The organism is Pelomonas dachongensis, from assembly GCF_043555865.1.
Classification (GTDB): Bacteria; Pseudomonadota; Gammaproteobacteria; order Burkholderiales; family Burkholderiaceae_C; genus Pelomonas; species Pelomonas dachongensis.
The window spans coordinates 168,762-187,196 of record NZ_JBIGHY010000010.1; the positions used below are offsets into that span (position 1 = coordinate 168,762).

Sequence of the window (18,435 nt, forward strand, 5' to 3'; positions counted from 1 at the left end):
TCTTTCGCCCCGATTTCAGCCCGCAGCCCAGCGAGCGCCTTTCGCCAGCCCCGCGCCCATGTCCCGCCAGCTTTTCGTCACCACCGCCCTGCCCTATGCGAACGCCGGTTTCCACATCGGCCACATCATGGAGTACACCCAGGCCGACATCTGGGTTCGCTACCAGCGCATGGCGGGCTCGCAGGTGCACTTCGTCTGCGCGGACGACGCCCACGGCGCGCCGATCATGATCGCGGCCGAGAAGGCCCAGAAGACGCCGCAGGACTTCGTCGCTGGCATCGCCGCCGGCCGCAAGCAATACCTCGACGGCTTCCACATCAGCTTCGACAACTGGCACTCGACCGACGGCCCCGAGAACCACGAGCTGTCCAAGGCCGTGTACCTGTCGCTGCGCCACAACGAGCTGATCTCGACGAAGACCATCGAGCAGTTCTTCGACCCGGCCAAGGCGATGTTCCTGCCGGACCGCTTCATCAAGGGCGAGTGCCCCAAATGCGGCGCGAAGGACCAGTACGGCGACTCGTGCGAAGTCTGCGGCGCCGTCTACGCGCCCACCGAGCTGAAGAACCCGTATTCGGTGCTGTCCGGCGCCACGCCGGTGCTCAAGAGCAGCGAACACTACTTCTTCAAGTTGAGCGACCCGCGCTGCGTGGACTTCCTGACCCAGTGGACGCAGGAACCCGGCCGCCTGCAGCCCGAGGTGCTGAACAAGATCCGCGAGTGGTTCGAGCCCGACGAGGAAGGCAACAACCGCCTCAGCGACTGGGACATCAGCCGCGACGCGCCCTATTTCGGCATCGAGATCCCGGACGCGCCGGGCAAGTATTTTTACGTCTGGCTGGACGCGCCCATTGGCTACCTGGCCTCGCTGAAGAACTACTTCGGCAAGATCGGCAAAGACTTCGACGCCTTCATGGCCGACGAGTCGGTGGAGCAGATTCACTTCATCGGCAAGGACATCACGTACTTCCACACGCTGTTCTGGCCGGCGATGCTGCATTTCAGCGGCCGCAAGACGCCCAACCACGTGTTCGTGCACGGCTTCATGACCGTCAACGGCGGCGAGAAGATGAGCAAGAGCCGCGGCACCGGCCTGGACCCACTGAAGTACCTGAGCCTGGGCCTGAACGCCGAATGGCTGCGCTACTACATCGCCGCCAAGCTCAACGCCAAGGTCGAGGACATCGACTTCAACCCCGAGGACTTCGCAGCCCGCATCAACAGCGACCTGGTCGGCAAGTTCATCAACATCGCGTCGCGCGCCGCAGGCTTCCTGACCAAACGCTTCGACGGCCGCCTCAGCGCCGACCTGGGCGTGGAAGGGCGCATGCTGCTGGACGCGCTGCGCGGCCACAGCGGCACCATCGCCGAGCTGTTTGAGGCCCGCGAGTTCGGCAAGGCGCTGCGCGAGATCATGGCGCTCGCCGACAAGGTCAACGAGTACGTCGACACGCACAAGCCCTGGGAGCTGGCCAAGCAGGACGGCATGGACGCCGCGCTGCACGATGTGTGCAGCGTCTGCATCGAGGCCTTCCGCCTGCTGACGATCTACCTGAAACCCGTGCTGCCGGCACTGGCCGCACAGGTCGAGGCGTTCCTGAAGGTCGAGCCGCTGCAGTGGGCCGACAGCGCGCGCGCTTTGGGCGCCCACCAGATCGGCGCCTACCAGCACCTGATGCAGCGCGTGGACCTGACCAAGGTCGAGCAGCTGTTCGAGGCGCCGCCCGCACCGAAGGTGGTGCCCGGTGGCGAAGACATCGCCGCCGAGATCAAGATCGACGACTTCGCCAAGGTCGACCTGCGCATCGCGAAGATCGTCAAGGCCGAGCACGTCGAAGGCAGCGACAAGCTGCTGCGCCTGACGCTGGACGCCGGTGAGGGTCGCATGCGCAACGTCTTCAGCGGCATCAAGGCCGCCTACAAGCCCGAGGACCTGGAAGGCAAGCTGACCGTGCTGGTCGCCAACCTGGCGCCGCGCAAGATGAAGTTCGGCATCAGCGAGGGCATGGTCCTTGCTGCCAGCCATGCCGATGAGAAATCCACGCCCGGCATCTTCGTCCTCGAGCCCCACGCCGGTGCCCAGCCCGGCATGCGAGTGCGCTAAAGCAAGGCAGGCCGGGGCGCCACCACTGCTCATGGCCGTCTCCTACGCCCGCCGCCTGCTCGCCGTGGAGCGGACGGCCCAAGGCAACGCCCACCTCGGCTGGCTGCTGGCCTTCGTGGCGGGCGCCACCAATGCCGGCGGCTTCCTGGCCGTGCACCACTACACCTCGCACATGACCGGCCTGGTGTCCGCCGCCGCTGACGGCCTGGTGCTGGGCCAGCACGAGGTCTGGATGATGGCCGTGGGCGCGCTGCTGTTCTTCGTGGCCGGTGCGGCGACCACGGCCGTGTTGGTCAACCTGGGTCGCCAGCGCCAGGCCCACAGCGTCTATGCGCTGCCGCTGCTGCTGGAAGCCGCCTGCCTGCTGGCCTTCGGCCTGATGGGCGCCTGGCTGGCCAGCCTGCAAGGCCTGCTGGTGCCGGCGACCGTGTCCATGCTGTGCTTCACGATGGGGCTGCAGAACGCGCTGATCACCAAGGTGTCGCGCGCCGAGATCCGCACCACGCACGTCACCGGCATCGTCACCGACCTGGGCATCGAGCTGGGCCGCGCGCTGTACGGCATGGGTGGCACGCCGATGCCGGTGAATACCGCCAAGTTGCGGCTGTTGGGCGGCCTGTTGCTGGCCTTTGCGGTGGGCGGCGTGGCCGGCGCGTGGGCGTTCAAGGCCATTGGCTACGCGGCGACGCTGCCGCTGGCGGGCGCGCTGGCCTTTCTGGGCCTCGTGCCTGCGCTGGACGACCTGGCTCGCGTCCGCGGCCGATAAAATGCCGCGATTCGATAGAGAGACCCGCCATGCCGCTGTTCTGGAAGCCCTACAAGTCCGAAGTCACCCAATTCATCGACCAGCTGAAGGCCCAGCGCCCCACGCTGGAAGCCGAACAGCGCGCCGGCCGCGCGCTGCTGTGGGACAAGGAGCAGGACCGGGCCGCCCAAGCCGGCTTCAACCAGGCCAAGGTGCCTCAGCAGCCCTACGTCTACCAGACGTCCGACAAGTAAGCCGTGACCGTGGCCATGGCCGACGAGGCCAGCCAAGCCGCCACTGACCTGCCCGAAGTCGTCGACGCGGTCGCGGTGGCGCGCCTGTACGGCGAGCCGCTGTTCCAGATGCCGCTGGACCTCTACATCCCACCGGATGCGCTGGAGGTCTTCCTGGAGGCGTTTCAGGGCCCGCTGGACCTGCTGCTGTACCTGATCCGCAAGCAGAACTTCAACATCCTCGACATCCCGCTGGCGGACGTGACGCGCCAGTACCTGAGCTATGTCGAGCAGATCCGCAAGCACAACCTGGAGCTGGCCAGCGAGTACCTCTTGATGGCCGCGATGCTCATCGAGATCAAGTCGCGCATGCTCTTGCCGCCCAAGAAGAGCGAGGACGGCAAGGAAGTGGAAGACCCGCGGGCGGAGCTGGTGCGGCGCCTGCTGGAGTACGAGCAGATGAAGCTGGCCGCCGCGCGGCTGGACCGCCTGCCGGTGCTGGGCCGGGACTTTCTGCGCGCGCAGGTGCACATCGAGCAGTCGCTGACGCCCGTCTTTCCCGACGTCAACGCCGACGACCTGCGCGAGGCTTGGCTGGACATCCTGAAGCGCGCCAAGCTCAACCAGCATCACCGCATCAGCCGTGAGCAGCTGTCGGTGCGCGAGCATATGAGCATCGTGCTGCGCCGCCTGCAGGGCCAGCGCTTCGTCGAGTTCGAGCACCTGTTCGACGTGACCCGCGGCCAGGCTGTGCTGGTGGTCACCTTTATCGCGATGCTGGAACTGGCACGCGAACGCCTGCTGGAGATCACGCAGGCCGAGGCGTTCGCGCCGATCTACGTCAGGCTGGCCTACACGCCTGCCTGATCCCGCTGCGTCATTTTCCGCGCAGCTTCTGGATGCCCGTCCACACGGCCAGCACCAACGCCCCGGCCACGATGCCGGCGACACCGTTGGAAGCGTTCTCGACCAGCGCCGCCACGCCCCAGGACTGGCCGGCCGTCCAGGCTTGCACCACGTGGTGCAGCGCCGGAATGCCGTGCACCAGGATGCCGCCGCCCACCAGGAACATCGCGGCGGTGCCAACGACCGACAGCGTCTTCATCAGCCACGGCGCCATCGCCAGCAGGCCGCGGCCGAACGCACGCGCGGCGGCGCTGGCGCGCTGCGTCAGCCACAGCCCGGCGTCGTCCAGCTTCACGATGCCGGCCACCAGCCCGTAGACGCCCACCGTCATCGCCAGCGAAATGGCCACCAGCACGGCCAGCTGCGATGTGAACGGCTTGTCGGCCACGGTGCCCAGCGAGATGACGATGATCTCGGCGGACAGGATGAAGTCGGTGCGGATCGCGCCCTTGATCTTGTCCTTCTCGAACTGGACCATGTCGACCTGCGGATCAGCCACGGCCTGCACCAGTTGCTCGCGGTGGGCGTCCTCGTCGGCCTGGCTGTGCAGGAACTTGTGCGCCAGCTTCTCGAAACCCTCGAAGCACAGGAAAGCGCCGCCGATCATCAGCAGCGGCGTGATGGCCCAGGGCGCGAATGTCGCAATGGCCAGCGCCGCCGGCACCAGGATGGCCTTGTTGAGCAGCGAGCCCAGCGCCACGGCCCACACGACCGGCAGCTCGCGGTCGGCCTTGACGCCGGTGACCTGCTGCGCGTTCAGTGCCAGGTCGTCACCGAGCACGCCGGCCGTCTTCTTGGCGGCCACCTTGGTCATCACGGCCACGTCGTCGAGGATGGTGGCGATGTCGTCGAGCAGAACGAACAGGCTGGAGGCCATGGGGGGCAATGCGATCGTTGGGTGGGCCGCGATGCTAGCTGCTCAGCGTGAACTCACCGGAAATGCCGTGCCAGACTCTCAGCAATGCACACCGGCTTGGCAGCGCCCTCGGCCTCGACAGCCACCTCCACCGTCAGCTGCACCGCGCCGCCGGCCACGTCGTCCATCGCCAGCAGCCGGAAGCCTGCACGCAACCGGCTGCCCACCGGCACCGGCGCCGTGAAGCGCACCTTGTTGAGCCCGTAGTTGACAACCATGCGCGTCTCGCGCACCGAGAAGCCGGTCTCGAAGAAGTACGGGATCAGCGACAGCGTCAGGAAGCCATGCGCGATGGGCCCGCCGAACGGCCCGGCCTTCGCGCGCTCCGGGTCCACATGGATCCACTGGCGGTCCTCCGTGGCCTCGGCGAAGGCGTTCACGCGGGGCTGGTCGACGGTGATCCATTCGCTGTGGCCCAGCGGCTGGCCCACCAGGGTCTGCAGGTCGGCGAGTGTCTCGAAGATGCGCATGGGGGTGTTTCTGCAAGGAGCTGACGCCTGGCGACGGTAACCTAGCCGCCCATGCCCGACCGACCCTTGCGCGACATCCTCGTCCTCGCCGCCCACCCCGAGCTGGCGCGTTCCAACGTGACCCGCGGCGTCCTCGCGGCGCTGCGTGCGTCGCCCTTGGCCGACCGCGTCGAGCTGCGCGACCTCTACCGCCTCTACCCCGACTTCCACATCCACGTCGACGCCGAACAGCGCGCGCTGGAGGCCGCCCGCCTGGTCGTCATGCTGCATCCCATCTACTGGTACAGCATGCCGGCGCTGCAAAAGCTCTGGTGGGACGAGGTGCCCCGACTGGGCTGGGCGTACGGCCCCGGCGGCACGGCACTGCACGGCAAGGACTTCTGGCTGGTGGCCTCCACCGGCGGCGGCCCCGAGGCCTATGCGCCGACCGGCCACAACCACCACCCCATCGACGAGTTCCTGCTGCCCTATCGCCAGTCGGCCCGCACCTGCGGCATGCACTGGCTGCCGCCGCAGATCCTGCTGGCCGCCCACCGCGCGACGGACGCGCAGATCCAGGCCCATGCCGAACTGTTCGTGAAGCGGCTGGCGCACTACCCCGAATGGTGTGATCACAGCGCCGAGGCGCCCGTGGGCGACGAGGACGACGTGGCGCTGGACGAGCGGCCGGCCATGTTCTCCACGCTGGGTGGAGGTACGACATGAACCACCATGGCGCCTGGCTGCAACTGCCGCTGGTCTTTCTTGCCGCTGCGGTGCTGGCGGTGCCGCTGGCCCGTTACCTGCGGCTGGGCTCCATCCTCGGCTACTTGGTCGCGGGCCTGCTGATCGGGCCGGCGGTGCTGGGGCTGGTGCCCAACTCCAGCGCCATCCCCGAGGTGGCCGAGCTGGGTGTCGTGCTGATGCTGTTCCTCGTCGGCCTGGAACTGGAGCCCAAGCGGCTGTGGGCCATGCGCCGGCCCATCTTCGGATGGGGCAGCGTGCAGCTGCTGGGCTGCGCGGCGGTGCTGGCTGCGGTGGGCCTGGCGCTGGGCACACCGTGGCGGCTGGCCGTGGTGGTCAGCTTGGGGCTGGCGATGTCGTCCACCGCCGTCGCGCTGGCCGTGCTGGCCGAGCGCAACCTCGGGCGCACGACGGCCGGCGAAAGCATCCTGTCCGTCGCGCTGCTGCAGGACATCGCGGCCATCCCGGTGCTGGCGCTGGTGCCCATCCTGGCCGCGCACGGCGACAGCGACGGCGGCGACGGGAGCTGGTTTGCCGCGGCCAAGGCCATCGGTGCCATCGTCACCATCGTGTTCGGCGGCCGCCTGCTGCTGCGCCCAGCGCTGCGCTGGATCGCCACCAGCAAGACGCCCGAGATCTTCACCGCCGCCGCGCTGCTGCTGGTGCTGGGCACGGCGGCGCTGATGCAGCTGGTGGGCCTGTCGATGGCGCTGGGCGCCTTCCTGGCTGGCGTGCTGCTGGCCGAGAGCGAGTACCGGCGAGAGCTTGAAACCGACCTGGAGCCGTTCAAGGGCCTGCTGCTGGGCCTGTTCTTCATCGCCGTGGGCATGGGGCTGGATCTGAAGGCCGTCGCCGCACAGCCTGGCCTCGTCGCGTCGCTGGTGCTGGCGCTGCTGGCCTGCAAGATCCTCGTGCTGGCGCTGATGGCCAAGGCGATGAAGATCCCGCTGGTCGAGCGCCCGGCCTTCGTGATCCTGCTGGCGCAGGGCGGCGAGTTCGGCTTCGTCGTGTTCCAGCTGGCGCAGAGCAACGGGCTCATCGACGCGGCACAGAACTCGGCCCTCGTGGCGGCGGTCGCGCTGTCGCTGGCGCTGACGCCGCTGCTGCTGACTGGCGGCGACCGGCTGATGTCGCAGAAGCTGGCACGCCGCGGCCTGCGCAAGCAGCGCGACGCGGCCCCGCCGCCGCCCGCCCCCGTCATCATTGCCGGCAGCGGCCGCTACGGCCAGGTGGTGGGCCGCATGCTGCGCGCGAATGGCCTGGAGGCCACGCTGCTGGACCAGGACGCCGAGGCCATCGAGGGCTTGCGCCGCTTCGGCTGGACGGTGCACTACGGCGACGCGACGCGGCTGGACATGCTGAAGACCGCCGGCGCCGCCACCGCGCGCATCCTTGTGATCGCCGTGGACGACATCGGCCAGAGCGTGGAGATCGCCGAGCTGGCGCGGGAGCACTTTCCGAAACTCACCGTGGTGGCCCGCGCGCGCAACGTGCAGCACTACTACCAGCTGCGCGAAGCCGGCGTGCAGCACATCGAGCGCGAGACCTTCGACGCCGCACTGATGAGCGCACGCAGCGTGCTGGAGCTGACCGGCATGGAACCTTACGCCGCACGTCGCCAAGCCATGCGCTTTCGCCGCCACAATATCGAGGTGCTGGAGCAGATGGTGCCGCTGCAGGGCGACGAAGGGGCGCTGATCGCCGCCGCCAAGCTGGGCCGCCAGCAGTTCGAGCAGCAGATGGCCGCCGAGCGCGAGGCCGAGGAGGCGCATCGCCGCGCGCAGCGCCAGGGCTGGGGGGCGCATCCCGACAGCGAGCCCGGTGCATGAGCACACCCACGGACGGCCTCACCGCGCTGCTGCAGGCCGCCCGTGACGGCGACCCGGCTGCCACCGCAGCCGCGTGGCCGCTGATCTACCCCGAGCTGCGCCGCATCGCCCGCGCGCGGCTGCGCGGTCCCGGCGCACCCAGCCTGGCCACCGAGGAGCTGCTGCACGAAGGTTTCCTGCGCCTGGCCGCCGCCCCCAGTGCGCCGCTCGCCGACCGCCATCACTTCTACGCGCTGGCGGCCAAGGCCATGCGCCACATCGTCATCGACCACCTGCGCCGCCGCCACGCCCAGGCCCGCGGCGGCGACTGGCAGGCGCTCAGCTGGGACACCGCCGTGGTCGACCTGGCCGCACCGGCCCGCGAGGAGCGCCTGCTGGCGCTGGACGGCGCGCTGCAGGCGCTGGACGCGCTGGAGCCCGCGCTGGCGCAGCTGGTGGAGCTGCGCTTCTTCGGCGGCTACACCGAGGCCGAGACCGCCGACGCGCTGGGGACCAGCGAGCGCACCGTGCGCCGCCAGTGGGCCAAGGCGCGGGCCTTCCTGCTCGTGCAGCTCGATGACTGAGGGCCCGCGCGCGCAAGCGCTGGACCCGGCCCTGTGGCCGCGCCTGTCCGCCGCGTTCGACGCCGCGCTGGACCTGCCCGCCGACGCCCGCGAAGCCTGGGTGGCCGCGCAGCCGGCTGACCTCGCACCCGCGCTGCGGGCGCTGCTGCAGGCCCACGACGGCGGCGCCGAGCTGCCGGCGCTGGACGCCACCGCGCCGGCGGGCCAGGCCGGCCAGCGCATCGGCCCCTACCGGCTGCTGTCCTGCCTGGGCGTGGGCGGCATGGCCGAGGTCTGGGGGGCCGAACAGGTAGACGGCCCGCTGACCGGTCGGCGCGTGGCCGTCAAGCTGCCACGCGGCGGCGGCAAGCTGGCCGGGGGCCGGCTGGGCCAGCGGCTCATCGAGGAGCGCGCGCTGCTGCTGGGGTTGGAGCATCCGCACATCGCCCGGCTGTACGACGCCGGCATCGAGGCGGGCCAGCCCTGGCTGGCGCTCGAGTGGGTGGCCGGCCGCCCCATCACCGAGGCGCTGGCGGGCCGCCCGCAGCGCGCGCGGCTCATCGCCTTCCTGCAGGTGCTGGACGCGGTGCGCCACGCCCACGCACGCCTCGTGCTGCATGCCGATCTCAAGCCTGCCAACATCCTCGTCGGCGACGACGGCCGCGTGAAGCTGCTGGACTTCGGCATCGCCCGGCTGCTGCATGCCGACGGGCCGCGCGCCTTCACGCCGGGGCTGGCCGCGCCCGAGCAGCAACGTGGCGACGCGCTGACCGTCGCCACCGACGTGCACGGCCTGGGCGGCGTGCTGGCCGCGCTGGTGCCGCCAGCCGAACGCAGCCGCGCGCTGACGGCCGTCATCGCCCGTGCCCAGGCGCACGCGCCGACCGACCGCTATGCCGACGTCGAGGCGCTGGCCGCCGACATCCACCGCCTGCTGGACCACCGGCCCGTGGCCGCGTTGCCCGATGCGCGCGGCTACCGCCTGGCGTGCTGGCTGCGCCGCCAGCGCTGGCCGCTGCTGGGCGCGGCGGCCTTGCTGGTTGGCACCGCCGCCGCGCTGTGGCAGGCCGACACCGCCCGCCGCGAGGCCCGCCGCGCCGAGGCGGCCAACGCTTACCTGCTGGACCTGTTCAAGACGCTGGACCGCCGCGCGCCCGACGCCGCCCAGCCCGAGGCCGCGCTGCGCCGCCTGCTGGCCGAGCGCAGCGCGCGCATCGAGGCCACGCTGCCCACCGACCCCGACACCGCTGACGAGCTGCTGCGCATCACCGCGACGCTGCACGACTACCTGGGCGACGCCCGGCGCAGCCGCGCGCTGGCCGAGCGCCGCTACCGGCTGCTGAAGGACCGCCTGGGCCTGGCCCAGCCGCGCACGCAGCTGGCCGGCATGCACTTGATCTGGCCGCTGCTGGCCAGCGGCGACCTGGCGGCCTCTGCGGCGCTGCTGGCCGAGCTGGACCCGGCCCTGCCCGCGCGCGGCCTGCTGCGCGCCGAGTGGCTGCTGGCCCGCCACGACCTGCGCGAGCGCCAGGGTGCGGCGCCGGCCGAGCGCGAAGCCCTGCTGCGCGCCGCGCTGGCGGGTTACGCCGCCGATGCGCCGCAAGACAGCGGCCATGCCGCCACCTGGCTGGCCTTGAGCGAGCTGCACGCCGCCCAGGGACGGCGCGACGATGCGCTGGCGGCCGTGGACCGCGCGCTGGGCCTGGTCGAGCGGGCCCAGCCCTACATCGCCAGCGACCATGCCCGGCAGTTGCTGCAGCGCGCCAGCCTGGGCGCTGCCGGCGCGGCGGCTGACGAGGCCCGGGCGCTGCAGCTGCTGCGCGGCAGCGTGGGGCTGCGCGCGCCCTTTGTCCGCCAGGCGCTGGCCGCGCTGGTGGCGCGCCGCTGCGCGGCGGACCGCACTGCCGCCAACGCGCTGGCCGCCGAGGCCGGCGTGGGCGGCTGCGCGGCTGCCCCCTGAATCGGCGACAGCCCGGCTGGCCGGCCCCGGCGCCGGTTTGCGTGTGTGGAGATGGCGCCGCCATTGGCGCCGCATCCAGGGAGAAACCCATGTTGCTTCAACACGCGCTGCGTCCCAGGGCCGCCGCCTTCGCGCTGCTGCTGGCCTGCAGCCTGCCCGCCGCCGCCATCGACAGCCAGCTGTACGCGACCTTGCTTGTCAACACGACCGCGTTCTACCCCGTATCCGACGTCGCGTCGCGCAGGACCGACCTCAACCTGATCGACGACCCACGCGCCGGCCAGCTGCAGACCCTGGCGGACAGCACCACCCTCAGCGGCGGCACCGCCACGGCCCACTTCGAGGGCCGCATGGGCTTGCTGCGCGCCTCTGCGGCGTCCAGCTTCCCGTACTGCTGCGATGCCCTCGGGCGGCGCGTCGTCCAGGGCTATGCCGACGCCAGCGTGCAAGGTCGTTTCTACGACAGCATCGCCGTCAGCGGTGCAGGGCTGGCTGCGGGCACGCCGGTCAGCTACACGGTGAACTTCAGCATCGACGGTGCGCTGTCCAACCCCAGCTTCGAGATGGGCGGCTTTCTGACCGCCTACGGCATCGCCGAGGTGAGGTTGCGCGACATGAGCAGCTTTGCCGAGGTCAACAAGAGCTGGGATGCCAGCCGCGATGCGCCGGGCGTCTTCAGCCTGCGGCTGGACACCTTCGTCGGCCGCACGATCTCGCTCAGCGGCATGCTGGCGGTGGGCGCCTCGGTCAGTGACTATGCCCAGCTGGGCCGCACGGCCTGGGCTGACTTCGGCCACTCGGCCGGCTACCAGCTGGTGCCTTCCGTGACGGGGCTCAACACCGTCGGCGCCAGCGGCTACGACTTCGCCACGCCGGTGCCCGAGCCGGGCAGCTGGGCACTGATGGCCGTCGGGCTGCTCGGCATCGGCATGCTGCGCCGCCGCCGCCCGAGCTGAGCACGGGGCGCCGCAAAATGGCGGCATGACCGCCGACTGCCCACCCGCTTTCCTGTGCGCCGCGTCAGGCGCGCCCCGAACCGCATGACGGCCGGCCACGGCAGCCCCAGCTGCCCGCAGTGCGGCGGCAGCCTGCCGCGTCAGGCCCTGTGGCGGGCCGTGAGCTGCAGCTACTGCAAGGCCGTCGTCACGCTGAACACCCGCTGGGTGGAGCGCGCGGCCTTCCGCGCCGCCTGGGCCCGCGCGCAGCTGCGTGCCGATGACGGCGACTGGGTCACGCTGGCCGGCACCGACTATCGCCTGCTGGCGCCGCTGGGCCGAGGCACGACGAGCGAGGCCTGGCTGGCCGAGCGCCAAGGCAACGCCCGGCTGCGCGCCGTCATCAAGCTCGAACCGCCCGCGGCTGCCGGCAAGCAGGCCCGCGAGGCGACCACGCTGCAACGCCTGCAGGCACTGAGTGGCCCCGGGAGCAGCTATTTCTCGCTGCGCCTGCCGCAGCCCGTTGCGCAGGGCCTCACCGCGCGCGGCGCAGCGATCGCCGTCCGGGCCTGGCCCGGCTTCTGGGGCAGCCTGGCCGACGTGATGGCGCTGCATCCTCAAGGCCTGGCCGACCCGCGGCACGCGGTGTGGCTGTGGCGCCGCGTGCTGGAGCTGCTGGACTATCTGCACGGCCAGGGGTGGTGTCATCTGGACCTGCGCCCCAAGCACTGGCTCATCCATCCGGCCGACCACGGCGTGCACCTGGTCGGCTGGAGCCGCGCCGCCCCGCAGGCCGACCCGGCGGTGGACCTGCAGCAATCGGCCTGGGCCCTGCGCGCCGCGCTGGCCGGCGCAGGCGAGGCGCCACCCGCCCTGCCCGCGCGTTGCCCTGCGGCACTGGCCCAGCTGCTGCGGCGCGCCAGCGAAGACCGCGACTGGTGCCGCGGCCAGGGCGCCGCCGGGCTGGCCCGTCAGCTCAGCGCCGCAGCGCTGGCAGACTTCGGGCCACCGCGCTTCGTGCCCTTCGACCCGCAGCGCGCCTGAACACTTTGACACGGAGAACCCATGGGACACGGCAACTACTCGCACGCGGCGCACGCCGCACTGCTGGCCGACCGCGCCGACCTCGATGCGGAACAGGTCTTCCGCCAGACCGGCTGCCACCCGCTGATGAATCCGCGCGGCCTGACGGTGCGCGAATCGCGCGACAGCGCCGACCATCCGCACGCCCTGCCCATCGCCTTTGCGCTGGACGTGACCGGCTCCATGGGCGACATCCCGCGCAACCTCGCCCAGCGCGACCTGCCGCAGTTCATGGGCCTGCTGGGCGCCTGCGCCATCGCCGACCCGCAGGTGCTGTTCATGGCCATTGGCGACGCCACCTCGGACGACGCGCCGCTGCAGGTGGGGCAGTTCGAGTCCACCGCCGAGCTGATGGACCAGTGGCTGACCTGGAGCTTCCTGGAGGGCGGCGGGGGCGGAACCGGCTCCGAGAGCTACGAGCTGGCCTTCTACCTGCTGGCCCGCCACACCGACACGGACAGCTGGGTGAAGCGCCGCCACAAGGGCTACCTGTTCATGACCGGCGACGAGCTGCCGTACCCGGCTGTCTCGCGCCACCAGGTCGGCGCGCTGCTGGGCGACCAGCTGGACGAGGACATCCCGATCGAGGAAGCGATCGCGGCCGCGGCCGAGCAATACCATCTGTTCTTCCTGATCCCCGACCTGCAGCGCCGCCAGCGCTGCGAGTCGCGCTGGCGCGACCTGCTGGGCGACCACGTCATCTGCATGGAGTCGCCCGACGACACCTGCCACGTGGCCGCCGCCCTGGTGGGGCTGACGGAAGGCCGGCTGGCCGATGTCGATGCCGTGGCCCGCGTGCTGGCGGACCAGGGCCTGGCGCGCGAGCGCGTCAGCGCCGTCGTGCGGGCGCTGCGGCCGTATGCCGAGCTGCTGAAGCCAGGCGCGGTAGGCCTGCCGCTGCGCCCCGGTGCACGGCCTGCCGGCGCAGCCGCCGGCGGCTGGTGGAAGAAGCTGTTCGGCTGAAGTGTTCGCCGCCTTCGTCGACCTGGGCTTCGGCGACGCCGGCAAGGGCAAGTTCGTCGATGCCTGGGTGCGCCGGCGGGGCGCGCACACGGTGGTCCGCTTCAACGGCGGCGCGCAGGCCGGGCACAACGTGGTGCTGCCGGACGGCCGCCACCACACCTTCTCGCAATGGGGCGCGGCCAGCTTCGTGCCGGGCGTGGCCACCGTGCTGGCGGCGCCGGTCGTCGTGCATCCCGGCGCACTGCTGCAGGAGGCGCAGGCGCTCATTGCACGGGGCCTGACCGATCCCTGGCAGCGCCTGTTCATCGACGGCCGCTGCCGCGTGACCACGCCCTTCCTGCAGGCCGCCGGCCGCCTGCGCGAGCGGGCGCGCGGCGCCGCGGCGCATGGCAGCTGCGGCGTCGGCTTCGGCGAGACGGTGGCCTTGTCGCTGCAGCAGCCGGCCCTGGGCCTGCACTGGGCCGACCTGGCGCAGCCGGCCCGGGCGCTGGCCCGGCTGCGCGACCAGCAAGCCTGGCTGCGCGAGGCCTGGCCCGAGCCGCCCGACGCCGCCGCCCAGGCCGACTGGCAGGCCTTGCACGAGGTCGCGCTGGCCGAGCGCTGGCTGGTGCAGGCGCACGAAGCCTGGCGGCTGGCACCGGCGCGGTCTGCCGACTTCATGGCCAGCCAGCTGGCCCGACCGGGGCACGTCGCCTTCGAAGGCGCCCAGGGCGTGCTGCTGGACGAAGACCACGGCTTTCACCCGCACACCACTTGGAGCCGCGTGACGCCGACCGCGGCGGTCGATGTGCTGCGCGATCTGGGGCTCACGCCCAGGCTGCACCGCTACGGCATCGTGCGCAGCTATCTGACCCGCCATGGCACCGGCCCGCTGCCGACCGTCGACCCGGCGCTGGACTCGCTGCCCGAACCGCACAACCCCGAGGACGGCTGGCAGGGCCCATTCCGCCGCGGCCATCCGGACGCGCTGCTGCTGCGCCACGCCGCCAGGGCCTGCGGTGCGTTGGACGGCCTGCTGGTGGGCCATCTGGACGCCGTGCCTGTCGGCCTGCGCTGGTGCCACGCCTATCGAGATGCCCCAGCGCTGCCCCAACTCGCGCCCGAGGCGCTCACCGCCTGGCTGCAGGCAGCGCAGCCGCTGTACGAACCTGGCCTGCTCAGCCGCGATGCACTGCTGGCGCGGCTGCACGAAGCCAGCGGTGCCGCGCTGGCGGGCTGGTCCGACGGCCCCACGCACCGCGACGTGCGCTGGCTAGACCCCGGGGAATGATGAGACCGCGCAACTGGCGACAATCACGGCCATGTTCGCTCCGTCCCAGCTCGAAGTCCGGCGCTTCTTCTGCGCCACCTACCGCAAATGGCGCGATGGCGCGCCGCTGATTCCGATGGAGGCCATCGCGGCGGACTGGATCGCCGAGCACCCGGAATACCACGACGAACTCGCCGACGAGGCCGGCGCGCTGGAGAAGGTCTACACCGTGGAGGAAGGCCGCACCAACCCCTTCCTGCACCTCTCCATGCACCTGACCATCACCGAGCAGCACGCCATCGACCAGCCCAGCGGCATCCGCCAGGCCGTGGACCTGCTCAGCGCCAAGCGCAACTCCCGCCACGACGCGCATCATGTCGCCATGGAGGCGCTGGGCGAGATGATCTGGGCGTCGCAGCGCAGCGGCATGCCGCCGGACGGGCACGTCTACCTGGACAAGGTGCGCCAGGCGGCCACGCGCTAGAAATGACAAAGCCACCCGAGGGTGGCTCTTTTCATGGCGGCGCGTCGGCCTCAGGCGGTGAAGCTGCCGCCGCCAATGCTGCGGCGTTCGGCCTTGCCGGCAGCACCGTACAGACCGGTCGGCTCGCTCGGGATCAGCACGTCCAGCGCGCGGTCCAGCGACGCGTTGCCGCGGGCCAGCGACTCGCGCTGCGCGGCCAGCAGGCCCCCAGCGCGCACCAGGCGGTTGCGCAGCGCTGCCGGCACACCGCCGGTGCGGGCAGCTTCGCCGAAGCTCTGCACAGCGCGGGCCAGGTGCTGGTGCAGCTCGGACGAGAACTGTTCGATGGCGGCGGCGTCGCGCCGGGTCAGCGCGTCGCCAAGCTGGTTCAGCGTGGCTTCGACGGCCAGCAGCGGAGCTTCCAGTTCGGCGCTGAGCGGGGCGGACGAGGCGATGGCGGTCATGTTCTTCTGAGCGTGTTCAGTGCTTGTTGGCGCGGCTGTCCAGCAATTCTTGCGCATTCGCGACCAGCTTGTCCGCGATCGCGTTGGCATTGATCGTGAACTTGCCCTCGGTGATGGCCTGCGAGATGCGGGCGACCTTGGCGGCGTCGAAGCTGCCATCGTCGGCACCGGCGCTGGCGGCCAGCTTGGCGGCGCTGGAAATCTCCACCTGGGCGCTGGCGGCCGGCGCGGAGGCGGCCTGGCGGATGGTCTCGGTCGCTGCCGCCTCAGGCTTGCGCGCGGTGGCACGCTCGGCCTTGGCAGGGCTGGCGCTGCCGTCGGGGCTGGGGCTGTTGCCGATCTTCATGAGGTTTCTCCAGGTTGCGGGGCGGGCCCCGCAGCGGGCGTTGCTAGGGAGTTTCCTCCTGTATCGGCCGCTGGTCCTGGATCTTGAGCGGGATTTGCCGGATTTTTCCGGTCCATCTCGAGGTTTTCCGGGTTTCGTGGCGATTTGCTCACAGCAGCAGTTCCACCTGACGCTCGCCCACGGCCCGGCCGCTGGCAACACGGCCGCTGTCAAAGCGCACCCTGACGAGCTGGCCTTCGAAGCCCGGCCCCAGGGCCTGGGCCACTGACGACACGGCAAAACCCGCGCCGACCGCCCTCACCTGCACGGTCTCGCCGGCGGCGAACCACTGGCGGGACTTGAGGTCAGGCGCGCGCAGCGCCTCGGCCGCGCCCACGGGCCGCGCGAGCGAGCGTCCGATGAGCTGCGCGGGGTCGGTGAACACCGCACCGGCTTCGGCCGCAATGTCGGTATCGGCCAGCGCGAGCTGTTCTTGAGACAAATTGACGCCGGCCGGCAGCGGGCCGGCGGCCACGACCACCTGACCGATGACGGCCACGCGCACCGGCAGCGTCACGTTCCAGCGCACGCTGCCGTCGACGCAGCGCAGTCCGATGCGGCTCCTGCCCCAGGCGCGCATGCCGGGCGGCAAGTAGGGCTGCACCTGCCGGCACGGCGCCAGGCGCAGCCGCGGGTCCAGCGCACCCGTCTCGACCACCACGCGGGTGCCGGGCGGCGCGGTCGCACGCGCCGCGGTCTCGGCCAGCTGCCGCACACGTTCGATCAGTGCCGGGTCCAGCGCGGTCTGCGCGCGGGCGTACACCCCCGTCAGCGACAGGCACAGCAGGAGCGCAATTCGACACAGCATGGCCGCCACTTTAGGGAAGGCCGCGGTGCCCCTGGATCGGAATTGACGGGCTTTGATACCGCTAATCCCGCTCATGTTTCGGCCCGTGCGGCAGAACAATTTGTCCAAGAGCCAGACCGGCTGCACCTCGCGAGAGGCCCCAGATGTTGAACCGAATCACCGACACGCTGAACTTCCAGACCCAGGCGCTCTCGCTGCGGGCGGAGCGTCAGCGCCTGCTCGCCAGCAACATCGCCAACGCGGACACGCCGGGCTACCAGGCCCGCGAGATCAACTTCGCCCAGGCGCTGCGCGAGGCCACCGGCGAGGTCGGCACGCCGGGCAGCCTGGCCACCACGCAGCGCGGCCACATGGCGCCGCTGGCCGGTGCGCGGGGCGAAAGCGGCAAGGCCTACGCGCTGCAGTCGCAGACCAGCATGGACAGCAACGGCGTGGACATGGACCGCGAACGCGCCAGCTTCGCCGACAACTCGGTGAAGTACGAAGCCACGCTGCGCTTCATCAACGGCTCCGTGCGCACGACGCTGGACTCGATGAAGTCGCACACGCAGGGCTGAGCCAGGAGTAGACCGCCATGTCGATGTTCCAGATCTTCAACGTCTCCGGCAGCGCGGTCAGCGCGCAAAGCCAGCGGCTCAACGTCGTCGCCAGCAACCTGGCCAACGTCGACACCGTGGCCGGCCCCGACGGCCAGGCCTACAAGACACGCCAGGTGGTGTTCCAGACCCAGCTGATGGGCGCCGGCGACGACAGCGGCAACGCCGGCGTGCGCGTCACCAACATCACCGAAGACCAGACGCCCGGCCGCCGTGTGCACGACCCCAAGCACCCGCAGGCAGGCGCCGACGGCTACGTGACGTACTCCAACGTGAACCCGGTGGAGGAGATGGTCAACATGATCTCCGCCTCGCGGTCCTACCAGAACAACATCGAAGTCATGAGCACGGCCAAGAGCCTGTTGCTGAAGACGCTGCAGCTCGGCCAGGGCTGAGCAGGAAGGCCGACATGATCACCGCACTGAATGGCACATCGACGGGCACGTCGAGCACGGCCACCAAGAACGCCCAGGACACGCAGGACCGCTTCCTGAAGCTGCTCGTCGCGCAGATGAACAACCAGGATCCGCTGAACCCGATGGACAACGCGCAGGTGACGAGCCAGATGGCGCAGATCCAGCAGGTCACCAGCCTGTCCACGCTGGACACCAGCATCAAGGGCCTGGGCGGCCAGCTGGGGCAGATGCAGGCGCTGCAGTCCATCACGCTGGTGGGCCGCGAGGTCAGCGTGCCCAGCGACAAGGTCCGCGTCGTCAACGGCAAGGTCGAGGCCAGCTTCGAGCTGGAAGCCGCAGCCAAGAACGTCAAGCTGGAGATCCTGGGCCCGGCCGGCAACGTCATCGACACCAAGGAGCTGGGCGCCCAAGGCACGGGCCGCCAGACCCTCACCTGGAACGCCGGCACGCTGGCCGCCGAGGGTGTCGACCTGAAGTACCGCCTCACGGCCACCAACGGCACGGCGGCGGTCAAGTCCGTCACCTACGCGCACGACACGGTTGACGCCGTCTACAGCGAGAACGGCGGCCTGAAGCTCAACCTCGCCCGCCTGGGCCCGGTCGACTACGCGGCGGTCTCGTCCGTCAACTGACCCTCCCTGCCCT

General features: G+C 70.8%; 21 protein-coding genes. 16 read left to right on the top strand and 5 right to left on the bottom strand.

Annotated elements, in window-relative coordinates; genetic code table 11:
* Positions 1-58 precede the first annotated feature (58 nt).
* From metG to ACG02S_RS22555, 4 genes are read left to right on the top strand one after another with little or no spacing between them, the layout of a single operon-like run.
* Positions 59-2,104: a methionine--tRNA ligase gene (gene metG / locus ACG02S_RS22540; protein WP_394472745.1), complete on the top strand. Its 2,046-nt coding sequence runs from the start codon at positions 59-61 to the stop codon at positions 2,102-2,104.
* A 31-nt stretch (positions 2,105-2,135) separates the two neighbouring features.
* A complete protein-coding gene (locus ACG02S_RS22545) occupies positions 2,136-2,870 on the top strand; it encodes a YoaK family protein (protein WP_394472746.1) in 735 nt (244 codons plus the stop codon).
* A gap of 29 nt (positions 2,871-2,899) precedes the next feature.
* Complete coding sequence (locus tag ACG02S_RS22550; RefSeq protein ID WP_394472747.1) at positions 2,900-3,103, top strand: DUF3460 family protein; 204 nt, start codon at positions 2,900-2,902, stop codon at positions 3,101-3,103.
* Positions 3,104-3,118: 15 nt separating this feature from the next.
* Positions 3,119-3,949, top strand: coding sequence for a segregation and condensation protein A (locus ACG02S_RS22555; protein WP_394472778.1), 831 nt, complete (start codon positions 3,119-3,121; stop codon positions 3,947-3,949).
* Between the two features lie 10 nt (positions 3,950-3,959).
* Here ACG02S_RS22555 and ACG02S_RS22560 read toward each other — a convergent pair whose 3' ends face one another.
* Positions 3,960-4,865 (bottom strand): DUF808 domain-containing protein, encoded by a 906-nt coding sequence (locus tag ACG02S_RS22560; protein ID WP_394472748.1) that lies wholly within the window; start codon positions 4,863-4,865, stop codon positions 3,960-3,962.
* A 53-nt stretch (positions 4,866-4,918) separates the two neighbouring features.
* Positions 4,919-5,374 carry a MaoC family dehydratase gene (locus ACG02S_RS22565; RefSeq protein WP_394472749.1) on the bottom strand — a complete coding sequence of 152 codons (456 nt, stop codon included), beginning with the start codon at positions 5,372-5,374 and terminating at the stop codon, positions 4,919-4,921.
* A 51-nt stretch (positions 5,375-5,425) separates the two neighbouring features.
* Here ACG02S_RS22565 and kefF point away from each other — a divergent pair, with 51 nt between their 5' ends.
* The 9 genes from kefF (at position 5,426) to ACG02S_RS22610 (ending at position 15,142) form a co-directional block, all read left to right on the top strand.
* Positions 5,426-6,079, top strand: a complete 654-nt coding sequence (kefF, locus tag ACG02S_RS22570; RefSeq protein WP_394472750.1) for a glutathione-regulated potassium-efflux system oxidoreductase KefF — start codon at positions 5,426-5,428, stop codon at positions 6,077-6,079.
* Positions 6,076-7,926, top strand: coding sequence for a glutathione-regulated potassium-efflux system protein KefC (gene kefC, locus ACG02S_RS22575; RefSeq protein ID WP_394472751.1), 1,851 nt, complete (start codon positions 6,076-6,078; stop codon positions 7,924-7,926). Before kefF ends, kefC begins: the two co-directional genes overlap by 4 nt.
* Positions 7,923-8,489: an ECF-type sigma factor gene (locus ACG02S_RS22580; RefSeq protein ID WP_394472752.1), complete on the top strand. Its 567-nt coding sequence runs from the start codon at positions 7,923-7,925 to the stop codon at positions 8,487-8,489. The genes kefC and ACG02S_RS22580 overlap by 4 nt, the downstream gene beginning before the upstream one ends.
* Complete coding sequence (locus ACG02S_RS22585; protein WP_394472753.1) at positions 8,482-10,428, top strand: protein kinase domain-containing protein; 1,947 nt, start codon at positions 8,482-8,484, stop codon at positions 10,426-10,428. Before ACG02S_RS22580 ends, ACG02S_RS22585 begins: the two co-directional genes overlap by 8 nt.
* 89 nt (positions 10,429-10,517) lie before the next feature.
* Positions 10,518-11,384 (top strand): PEP-CTERM sorting domain-containing protein, encoded by an 867-nt coding sequence (locus ACG02S_RS22590; RefSeq protein WP_394472754.1) that lies wholly within the window; start codon positions 10,518-10,520, stop codon positions 11,382-11,384.
* An 84-nt stretch (positions 11,385-11,468) separates the two neighbouring features.
* On the top strand, positions 11,469-12,407 hold the full coding sequence (locus tag ACG02S_RS22595; RefSeq protein ID WP_394472755.1) for a protein kinase family protein: 939 nt from the start codon (positions 11,469-11,471) through the stop codon (positions 12,405-12,407).
* Positions 12,408-12,428: 21 nt separating this feature from the next.
* Entirely contained in the window at positions 12,429-13,409 is a 981-nt protein-coding gene (locus tag ACG02S_RS22600) for a VWA domain-containing protein (RefSeq protein ID WP_394472756.1), read from the top strand.
* Position 13,410: 1 nt separating this feature from the next.
* Positions 13,411-14,679 (top strand): adenylosuccinate synthetase, encoded by a 1,269-nt coding sequence (locus ACG02S_RS22605; RefSeq protein ID WP_394472757.1) that lies wholly within the window; start codon positions 13,411-13,413, stop codon positions 14,677-14,679.
* Positions 14,680-14,710: 31 nt separating this feature from the next.
* The gene (locus tag ACG02S_RS22610; RefSeq protein WP_394472758.1) at positions 14,711-15,142 is read left to right on the top strand and encodes a DUF1841 family protein; all 432 of its coding nucleotides are present in this window, start codon (positions 14,711-14,713) and stop codon (positions 15,140-15,142) included.
* 50 nt (positions 15,143-15,192) lie between these two features.
* Here ACG02S_RS22610 and ACG02S_RS22615 read toward each other — a convergent pair whose 3' ends face one another.
* The 3 genes from ACG02S_RS22615 to flgA all read right to left on the bottom strand — a co-directional run bounded on the left by ACG02S_RS22615 (position 15,193) and on the right by flgA (position 16,778).
* Positions 15,193-15,585: a hypothetical protein gene (locus tag ACG02S_RS22615; RefSeq protein WP_394472759.1), complete on the bottom strand. Its 393-nt coding sequence runs from the start codon at positions 15,583-15,585 to the stop codon at positions 15,193-15,195.
* 16 nt (positions 15,586-15,601) lie between these two features.
* Positions 15,602-15,931, bottom strand: a complete 330-nt coding sequence (flgM, locus tag ACG02S_RS22620) for a flagellar biosynthesis anti-sigma factor FlgM (RefSeq protein ID WP_394472760.1) — start codon at positions 15,929-15,931, stop codon at positions 15,602-15,604.
* 148 nt (positions 15,932-16,079) lie between these two features.
* Positions 16,080-16,778: a flagellar basal body P-ring formation chaperone FlgA gene (flgA, locus tag ACG02S_RS22625; protein ID WP_394472761.1), complete on the bottom strand. Its 699-nt coding sequence runs from the start codon at positions 16,776-16,778 to the stop codon at positions 16,080-16,082.
* Positions 16,779-16,921: 143 nt separating this feature from the next.
* Between flgA and flgB the strand changes: the two genes are divergently transcribed.
* The 3 genes from flgB to ACG02S_RS22640 are packed head-to-tail and all read left to right on the top strand — an operon-like array spanning position 16,922 to position 18,422.
* Positions 16,922-17,335 carry a flagellar basal body rod protein FlgB gene (gene flgB / locus ACG02S_RS22630; RefSeq protein ID WP_394472762.1) on the top strand — a complete coding sequence of 138 codons (414 nt, stop codon included), beginning with the start codon at positions 16,922-16,924 and terminating at the stop codon, positions 17,333-17,335.
* Between the two features lie 17 nt (positions 17,336-17,352).
* Complete coding sequence (flgC, locus tag ACG02S_RS22635) at positions 17,353-17,769, top strand: flagellar basal body rod protein FlgC (RefSeq protein ID WP_394472763.1); 417 nt, start codon at positions 17,353-17,355, stop codon at positions 17,767-17,769.
* A 14-nt stretch (positions 17,770-17,783) separates the two neighbouring features.
* A complete protein-coding gene (locus tag ACG02S_RS22640; protein WP_394472764.1) occupies positions 17,784-18,422 on the top strand; it encodes a flagellar hook assembly protein FlgD in 639 nt (212 codons plus the stop codon).
* Positions 18,423-18,435 lie beyond the last annotated feature (13 nt).